Here is a 6,571-nt window from a genome sequence, read left to right as displayed (position 1 = left end):
CTTAATTGAATGTGGTGGACTGCTATCTATTAGTTAATTTATTGTTATTTAAGGATTGTGGCGTAGCGTGATATTGAAAGTTAGAAATGACTAATGCATAAATGGTATCAATAGATTAAATATTCTAATGACAAAATTTAAATAATCTCATTATCCAGCCCGTGGATTATCAGGCAAAATCCGTTTTTTATGCATGGGTAATAAGTAGTTTAAATGCAAGAAGCGCAATTTATCGGATTATTATGGCTGATTGGGATTTTGGCTGAGGCCATGACTGGGGCATTAGCCGCTGGCCGTAAGCAGATGGATTTATTCGGCGTAGTCATTATCGGTTGTGCTACCGCTATCGGTGGCGGCACCTTACGAGATATGTTACTTGGAAATTACCCTTTGATTTGGGTCGAGAATGTCCACTATCTAATTGCGATTGCATTTGCATCTTTGTTAACCGTCGCGATTGCGCCAGTTATGCGTTATTTGTCTAAGCTGTTTTTGGCAATCGATGCCTTAGGCTTAGCGGTATTCTCAATTGTTGGCGCGCAAAAGACCCTGATGCTTGGTTTTAGTCCAACTATTGCGGTCGTTATGGGATTGGTTACCGGTGTTTTTGGTGGTGTTATTCGCGATATTCTTTGTAATCAAGTGCCTTTGATTTTTAAGAAAGAGCTCTATGCGGTAATCTCACTCTTTACGGCGGGGTTATATATCACGCTAAACGCCTATCAATTGGCTGAATGGATTAATCTATTAATTTGCTTAAGTTTTGGATTTAGCTGGCGGATGTTAGCATTACGCTATCATTGGTCTATGCCTACCTTCGACTATCAAGCCAACGGCGACCAACATACGCACTAGTAAAAAATAGGGCATTAAATGCCCTATTTTTATGCTTATTACTGTGCTTGAATGGTTTTTAGCGCCTCTAGCGCGGCATCATAGTTTGGATGCTGGGTAATGTTGGGTACTAATTCTTGGTACTTGAGTTTACCTTCGGCATCGACGATGAAAATCGCCCGTGCAAGTAAGCCATAATCTTCAATTAACAGACCATACTTCTCGCCAAAATCACGCCAAACAGAATCGGATAACACTTTAATATTTTCGACATTCTCAACTTTACAAAAACGTTTTTGCGCGAAAGGTAAATCCGTGCTGATGGTTAGCATGACGACATCATCAGAAAAGTGGCTGACCTCACTATTAAAGCGTTTAGTTTGTAACGCACAAACACCCGTATCCAAGCTAGGCACTGCACTAATCAGGATGGTTTTTCCCTTAAAGTCGGTTAAGTTGATTGGATTGAATTTATCATCAACGACTTTAAATCTTGGGGCCATTTGCTCAAGTTGAGGTAATTTTCCTTCTAGGGTGACAGTCTTTTCACCCATCATTACTTGGGTTTTATTGCTGGCAATCGCCATTGGGCTGAGCAGCATTAAACTAAAAACACAGCCAGCGGCCAGAAATGAAACATACTTTGGCATATTCTCTCTCTTACTCAGATATGTGTGCATATTCGGTTAAGGTACGCCAAAATCCGGCTTATCACCATAAAAAAGGCCGGTTTTCACCGGCCTTCTAATATCACTGCTGATTATTTGCTCTCGGGCAGTTGTTTTACATGAATATCCATTTGTGGAAATGGAATTTCAATATTGGCTGCATCAAGCGCATTTTTGATTTGTTCTAAAATCTCGAAACGAGCTGTCCAGTAATCCGCCGTTTTTACCCAAGGACGAACTACAAAGTTAATTGAAGAATTTGCTAGTTCAGACAGACCCACGGTGTAACCCGGTTCTTTCAGCACATATTGGTTGTTATCTAAAATCTCGGTTAAAACTTTTTTAGTCTGGGCAATATCCGCAGAATAAGACACGCCAATGACTAAATCGATACGACGATTTTCTAAGGCTGAGTAGTTGGTGATCGTGCCATTCATGATTGAAGAGTTGGGCGCAACGATAACCTTATTATCTGGCGTGCGTAATTTAGTTGAGAAAATGGTGATTTCATCAACAGTGCCAGCAATACCAGCAGCTTCAATATAGTCACCCACGCGACATGGGCGGAATAACACCATTAACACGCCTGAAGCAAAGTTAGATAATGATCCTTGCAGCGCTAAACCTATCGCTAAACCGGCGGCACCGATAACCGCGACTAAAGATGCGGTTTGCACACCAATTTGGCCTAAGGTGGCGATAATGGTGAAGACAAACACAACAGCCCACGATAAGTTGGCTACAAAAGAGACCACCGTTGGATCAACTTTGCGGCTGTTGAGTAGCTTTCGCACTACCTTTTGCGCAACGCCGGAAAAATATTTACCGACAAAAAAGATAACAAGGGCAAATAAGATCTTCACTCCATAGGTCATGATCAGATCTGGAGCCTGCTTTAATAAGCCTTCAAGGTTTTCCATTAAATTACTCCCTAAAAATACGCTAACAAAACTACTTATTATTGACGAAAAATTGTACTCGTCGATTTAATCTGCGACCTTCGCTGGAACGATTATCTGCTACTGGTTCAGATATACCTTTACCGACAACGGTAAAGCGATTTGGGTTGAATCCATAGTCTTCAACCAAAATTTGTTTCACATTTTGCGCACGTTGAAGTGATAACTGATAATTAAACTCAGGTGTGCCGACAATATCTGTGTGCCCAACCAAGATTAAATGAACATCAGTATTTGACTCTAAAAATGCTTTGACTAAGGCTAATGCTTTCCACTGCGATAAATCTACCTCTGCTATCGCAAACTCAAAATACACAATGGCTGTCTCAATATGATGACAATCAGGAGCTGAATAGGTGCTGGGGTCATTGAGATTACATTGAATATTAGTGGCCGTGGCTTCGACTTCATAAACACAGCCATTTGCCATCACCGTAGTGTTAGTGGTTGTGTTGGGGCAGGCATCTTTAATATCGGGCACGCCATCTTGATCTGTATCCTGCCACGCATAAGCTGGTAGCATTAGGGTTAAACTCAATGCTAAAGAGGCTAGTTTAATCCATTGCATTACGGATATATTCACCACAAATCACCTTATGTTTAATATCTAGCAGTCAAAATCACTAGGAGATTGGCATTGCTTTAGCAGGAGCATCCTAGTTGGCTATTGTAGCTTTTAAACGTTATAACGCCAAGTTTTGCCATTTATTCGATATAAATCAATTATATCAGATTAAATTTTGCATTAGGTTGTATGTTTTATCGGCAGCTATATCAGCAAGCTATACAATTTTTTTCTTTAAGGCTAGAGTCGCGAGGCGTGTTTGATATGCGCATAGGGGATAGGCAGAAGAAGTTGAGGACAAAATGATAGATTTACGCAGTGATACTGTAACCCAGCCTACTGAGGCAATGCGTTTAGCCATGGCGAGGGCTGAAGTGGGTGATGATGTTTATGGTGATGATCCGAGCGTTAACCGTTTACAGGACATGGCCGCCGAGATGTTTGGTTTTGAGGGAGCACTTTTTACGGCATCTGGCACCCAAGCCAATCTACTGGCTTTGATGTCGCATTGTGAGCGCGGGGATGAATATCTATGCGGTCAGCAAGCTCATAACTATAAATTTGAAGGTGGTGGTGCGGCGGTGTTAGGTAGTATTCAACCACAACCGCTAACAAATCAATTAGATGGGACTATTGCTCTTAGCGAAATTGAAGCGGCAATCAAGCCTGATGATATTCATTTTGCCCGAACGCGCTTGCTGAGTTTGGAAAATACTATCGGGGGGAAAGTGTTGCCCCAAACTTATCTTGCCAATGCGCAGGCACTGGCTTTTCAGCGCGGTTTAAAAATTCATTTAGATGGTGCAAGAGTGGCTAATGCCGCAGTGGCACAAGGGATCGCTATTGCTGATATCGCCGTACACTTTGATTCCGTTTCGATCTGTTTATCAAAGGGATTATGCGCGCCAGTCGGATCGTTACTCTTAGGCGATGAACGCCTCATTAAAAAAGCGACGCGTTGGCGAAAAATGCTTGGTGGCGGTATGCGTCAAGCTGGGATTCTAGCAGCTGCGGGGGAGTTAGCTCTAACTGCGCAAGTTGAAAGATTGGCAGATGATCATCAAAACGCTACATATCTGGCCCAACAGTTAAGCCTATTAGACGAGTTTGAAATTGACTTGCCATCCGTTCAAACCAATATGGTGTTTGCAACCTTAGCTTCTCATATCGATGAACAGTCCTTAGCGCAACGCTGTCGTAATGAGGGCATTTTGATTAGTCCTGGGCGTACCATACGTTTTGTTACCCATAAAGATGTCTCGCGCCAGGATATTGATAAAGTACTGCGGGTTTTTAAATTACATCTGCAGGCGTAATTGATTAAAGTCCAAGTTAAACCTTGGGCTTTTCTTTGTTTTCAGTTCAGCCTATTGCGGATTTAAAAATCAATCGTTGAATTGTGAACCAGATGCAAGGCGAATTTTTTAAGCCTATCTATACTAAAAACAATAACATTAAACCATCAAGGGAAAGCTAGGTTGAAACCTAATAATACTAATAAAGGGGTTGATTACTGGACAAAACGGATAAGTGAGTTGGAAATGCCAGCGCTTTGTTCCACCGTCCAAACGTTAGAAAAGCTTGCCAAGGATGACGTTTCTTCACTTGCCTTATTAGGGCGTAGCGTGATGCATGATAACGCCCTCACATCACGTATTTTACGGGTCGCAAATAGCGCTATTTACCATAAGGGCAGTACGCAAATTTCTACTGTAAGCCGAGCCGCTATTGTGCTTGGTTTTGATGCAGTTCGTAATATTTGTATCACTGCACAATTATTATCTAGCTTGTTAGAAAGTAAAAACCTCTCGCCTTCAGTATATCAAAGATTAATCAAATTAATGGCTAAGGCATTTCAAGCTGCCATGTTAACTCGGATGATGCTGAGTCATTATGATGATGATATTCAAGAGGAGGCCTTTATAGCCTGTTTGCTTTTTCATATTGGTGAGAGTGCGTTTTGGAGTATCGGGGGAGAATTTACCGAAACCCTCGATAGCCAATTAACGAAATGTGAAACTCCAGCAGAAGAGCGAACTCTTATTCGTGAATCATTAGGTACCTCTTTTTCACAGCTAACCCAGAGTATTGCTCGCCATTGGGGATTGGGGGAATTATTGATCCAAGCGGTAAATAATCCCGATGACTCTCGTCCTGAAATACGCTGTATATTTTTAGCGGATAAACTTTGCGAAACGCTCTCTGTGGCGATACCAGATCAGATCGATCTTGAGAAATTTATAACTCAAGCGGCCAACTTTACCGGGCTGGATGAGAGTGAATTTACCTTAAGAATGCAGCGTTGTACCAAGGCGACCCATAAATTAGCTGAAGCCTATGGCGCTAAAGTGTTGATTGACTATCTACCTGATCCCAAGAGGCTCGATAAGCTTGAGTCTCGTTTGCCAGAAGTAGAACTACCGATTTTTGCCGCCAATTTAAATATCCAATTAGCTAAACTGCGTGAGCTTACCGCTTTTGCAATCAATAAAGCCGATTTTAATCAAATCATGCAAACCGTACTTGAGGGTATTTTAGAGGGGGTTGGAGTTGATCGCTGTGGTGTGTTGCTGTTGTCTCCTAGCCGTAAACAGCTACAGCCAAGAATTATGCTTGGCAGAGATGCAGAGGAAATGAAACGATTATTTATTATCGAACTTGGGGATAAGAAGGGGTTATTTCCAATGGCGATGGAGCATAAGGAGTCACTTTGGGTTGATAATCCGAGTGCCAAAAAATGGCAAGAACAATGTCGTGAGTTAAAAGTGCAATTGCCAGAGTCGGGTTTTTTAGTGGCGCCCTTGTTGGTGGATAATAAAGTGATCGGCTTTTATTATGCAGACAGAGGACCATCTGAGAGGTGTTTTACAGAAGTGGATTTTCAAGCTTTCATCCACTTCTCACAGCTGGCAAATGTGTGTTTTACCGTGTCCTTAAAATAACGATTTACTGTGCTTTTTTAATTTCAGCAGTGATTTTTTTCGCTATACCATTGGGGATGGGAAAACTTAAATGATATTGAGCTATTTTCCATTCTCCATTGGTTTTGATTAATGTTCCTGTACCACGACTCACGCCATAACTCGGACTATTGAGCAGTTCGTCGAACAGAATTACATCACCATGTTGCACTAAATGGCGCGAAGTTAAATCGTAGCGCCAGCCTTTTGTGGGACGGGAATAGTGTTCAAATTCTGCCATTCCCCAACGTTCATTCGCATCCGTTCCGATAAAAATCCCATCCTGACGATACAGTGAAAAATATTTATCCCAATCGGCACTACTGGAATATTGATTCAATTGATCAAGTACTTGAGCTGCGGCTTGTTCATCGGCAGATGGGACTGATATGCCGCTTGTTGCTGGTATGATGGCATTACTATCATTAGCATGGTTATTCGCGCTGAAGAGTAACGCGACCACAACAAGAATGAACATAGTGGTACAGAATCGACTTGAATTTTGCCGAGTGGCATTATGCGAAGTGGCTGAAAGATGTTTGTATTTAGCTATTATTGTCATAGGGTATTCCTTGTGTTTATTAC

Annotated in this window: 7 protein-coding genes; 3 read left to right on the top strand and 4 right to left on the bottom strand. The window is 41.8% G+C overall.

Translation table 11 applies throughout. The features are described 5' to 3' along the window. Window positions 1–213 precede the first annotated feature (213 nt). Complete coding sequence (locus MMG82_RS18195; protein ID WP_037420748.1) at window positions 214–855, top strand: trimeric intracellular cation channel family protein; 642 nt, start codon at window positions 214–216, stop codon at window positions 853–855. 38 nt (window positions 856–893) lie between these two features. On the opposite strand, the gene tpx is transcribed toward MMG82_RS18195, so the two are convergent. The 3 genes from tpx to MMG82_RS18180 all read right to left on the bottom strand — a co-directional run bounded on the left by tpx (window position 894) and on the right by MMG82_RS18180 (window position 3,029). Next, entirely contained in the window at window positions 894–1,484 is a 591-nt protein-coding gene (gene tpx, locus MMG82_RS18190; protein ID WP_037420745.1) for a thiol peroxidase, read from the bottom strand. Between the two features lie 110 nt (window positions 1,485–1,594). Continuing rightward, window positions 1,595–2,422 (bottom strand): mechanosensitive ion channel domain-containing protein, encoded by an 828-nt coding sequence (locus tag MMG82_RS18185; RefSeq protein WP_037420742.1) that lies wholly within the window; start codon window positions 2,420–2,422, stop codon window positions 1,595–1,597. 31 nt (window positions 2,423–2,453) lie between these two features. Next, complete coding sequence (locus tag MMG82_RS18180) at window positions 2,454–3,029, bottom strand: OmpA family protein (protein WP_192959176.1); 576 nt, start codon at window positions 3,027–3,029, stop codon at window positions 2,454–2,456. A gap of 299 nt (window positions 3,030–3,328) precedes the next feature. On the opposite strand from MMG82_RS18180, the gene ltaE reads away from it, so the two are divergent. Further along, window positions 3,329–4,342: a low-specificity L-threonine aldolase gene (gene ltaE, locus MMG82_RS18175; RefSeq protein ID WP_188870154.1), complete on the top strand. Its 1,014-nt coding sequence runs from the start codon at window positions 3,329–3,331 to the stop codon at window positions 4,340–4,342. A gap of 162 nt (window positions 4,343–4,504) precedes the next feature. Further along, window positions 4,505–5,968 (top strand): HDOD domain-containing protein, encoded by a 1,464-nt coding sequence (locus MMG82_RS18170; protein ID WP_169547838.1) that lies wholly within the window; start codon window positions 4,505–4,507, stop codon window positions 5,966–5,968. A gap of 4 nt (window positions 5,969–5,972) precedes the next feature. Here MMG82_RS18170 and MMG82_RS18165 read toward each other — a convergent pair whose 3' ends face one another. Continuing rightward, window positions 5,973–6,548, bottom strand: coding sequence for a nuclear transport factor 2 family protein (locus tag MMG82_RS18165; protein WP_241407236.1), 576 nt, complete (start codon window positions 6,546–6,548; stop codon window positions 5,973–5,975). Window positions 6,549–6,571 lie beyond the last annotated feature (23 nt).

This window comes from Shewanella sp. MM_2022_3 (genome assembly GCF_022557375.1).
GTDB lineage: Bacteria > Pseudomonadota > Gammaproteobacteria > Enterobacterales > Shewanellaceae > Shewanella > Shewanella xiamenensis.
Note: the sequence above shows the minus strand (reverse complement) of the source record. Positions and strands in the feature narration are given on the sequence as shown.

Coding starts and splice junctions, on each gene's coding strand:
- MMG82_RS18185 (WP_037420742.1), bottom strand. CDS start 2,422: ATGGAAAACCTTGAAGGCTTATTAAAGCAGGCTCCAGATCTGATCATG.
- MMG82_RS18180 (WP_192959176.1), bottom strand. CDS start 3,029: ATGCAATGGATTAAACTAGCCTCTTTAGCATTGAGTTTAACCCTAATG.
- ltaE (WP_188870154.1), top strand. CDS start 3,329: ATGATAGATTTACGCAGTGATACTGTAACCCAGCCTACTGAGGCAATG.
- MMG82_RS18165 (WP_241407236.1), bottom strand. CDS start 6,548: ATGACAATAATAGCTAAATACAAACATCTTTCAGCCACTTCGCATAAT.
- MMG82_RS18195 (WP_037420748.1), top strand. CDS start 214: ATGCAAGAAGCGCAATTTATCGGATTATTATGGCTGATTGGGATTTTG.
- tpx (WP_037420745.1), bottom strand. CDS start 1,484: ATGCCAAAGTATGTTTCATTTCTGGCCGCTGGCTGTGTTTTTAGTTTA.